Origin of the sequence: Skermanella aerolata KACC 11604, from assembly GCF_000936425.1 — a bacterium.
Classification (GTDB): domain Bacteria; phylum Pseudomonadota; class Alphaproteobacteria; order Azospirillales; family Azospirillaceae; genus Skermanella; species Skermanella aerolata.
Window position 1 is genome coordinate 1 of sequence record NZ_AVFK01000160.1, and the last position, 1,413, is coordinate 1,413.

Annotated in this window: 1 protein-coding gene and 1 pseudogene; both read right to left on the bottom strand. The window is 51.0% G+C overall.

The genetic code is table 11. The features are described 5' to 3' along the window. Positions 1 to 100 precede the first annotated feature (100 nt). Positions 101 to 445: pseudogene (locus N826_RS42685) on the bottom strand (transposase); the annotation flags it as partial. Between the two features lie 183 nt (positions 446 to 628). Next, on the bottom strand, positions 629 to 1,339 hold the full coding sequence (locus N826_RS38950; RefSeq protein WP_044437983.1) for a hypothetical protein: 711 nt from the start codon (positions 1,337 to 1,339) through the stop codon (positions 629 to 631). Positions 1,340 to 1,413: the final 74 nt, after the last annotated feature.

A 1,413-nucleotide genomic window follows, 5' to 3' on the forward strand; every position in this document is an offset into this window, starting at 1 on the left:
GCGGCGTGACTCAACTAAACCGGCCTCCAGGAATCCTGGGGCGGTTCATACCACGAGATCGGTCAAACGCTTCACGCACGTCGCGCAGTGTTCAAGATCTCCGCTTTCTTGCTCCCGCCGCTTTGTGGTGTGCCCTGATCGACGTTCCGTCAAGAAAAGCCATGCCCAATTCAACACCGCGCTCCTGGACCCGTTCGAGAAGCCGTTCCCACACACCCAGTTGGCTCCAGCGGATGAAGGTCTGCGCCGCTCGCCACCAGGGAACCAGATCGGGCGGCACGCTACGCCATTTCGCACCATTCTGATGCCGCCAGACAATCGCTTCGATCGTCTCGCGCAAGGCAACCGGTTCCGTCTTGCCTCGCGGCCGGCACTCGGTGATCAACGGCCCCAGAACCCCACATTGGTTGTCATCCAGGGCGACAAGTCTACTTTTCTTATTCATTCCATTTAGATAGACTCTGCGGCCGAGCCATAACAAGACCTAGATCAAGATGTACAATACGCATTGATTTCTGGACTCAGTAATCAGCATTGAGAAAATCTTAATTATAACGTCTCTTGATAAAGTTTTTTTGTGCAATAAAGAATTTTATTAACAAAAATTCTGAGGTATATTGAAGAAAGTTCAATAATTTATACCAGCAAATATAACAATATCTTTTATATCTAACATTGCACCAGATCTAGGTTTGACGAGCCCTATGCCAAAATTATCGGATTCGCTTTTTACATCCTTCAGATGTCGTAGACTAACTTTAATCCATGTGTCCGCTGGTGCTTCGAATTGAATAACTGTTGAGCGATGCCGTACCGTGTCGATGTTGTCGTGGATGTTTGCATGGATAGTACCTCCGCCGGGGACTCTTAAATTTGCCTCGAGGGTTATCCAACGTTCGGCGTCCATGGCTGGCAGCGATGTCCAAATTCTCATGACCTCACTTTCCTGATCGAGGAGAAGCCGCATGAACTGTCCTTCCGGTTCGCTTAAGTGGTTTTGCTGGACGGGCATTCCATGCCCATCGATGACTAGTTCCCGCGACAGCGGTGCCTCGGACTTGTCGTTGCTCTGTGGCAGCGAATAGCTGGCTAGAATAGGCAAGTCGACCGGCTTCACCGGGACCCAGCCGCTCACTGATCGTTGCAGTAGAGCGCCAGTTAGTCGTGCGTCCATCGTGTTCGGCATCCAGCCGCCAATGTCACGGACCCATACCAGATCCAAGTTCAATCGATCTACTATCGGCAGCGGGATGCCTTTGGTGTTGGCGCCTACGATCTTCCAGGAGGCAGGCTGAGGCTTCAAATAAACGGCGCTGGAGAAGCTGCTTTCGAATTTCATATAATTTTCGCGGGCAGATTGGAGCGTGATTGCTCACGGGGTTGACAAAAAGGGTTGCGCTGGATCTCGCAATA

What these genes read in the sequence shown, in the direction of transcription:
- N826_RS38950 (WP_044437983.1), bottom strand. Translation starts at nt 1,339, where the DNA reads ATGAAATTCGAAAGCAGCTTCTCCAGCGCCGTTTATTTGAAGCCTCAG.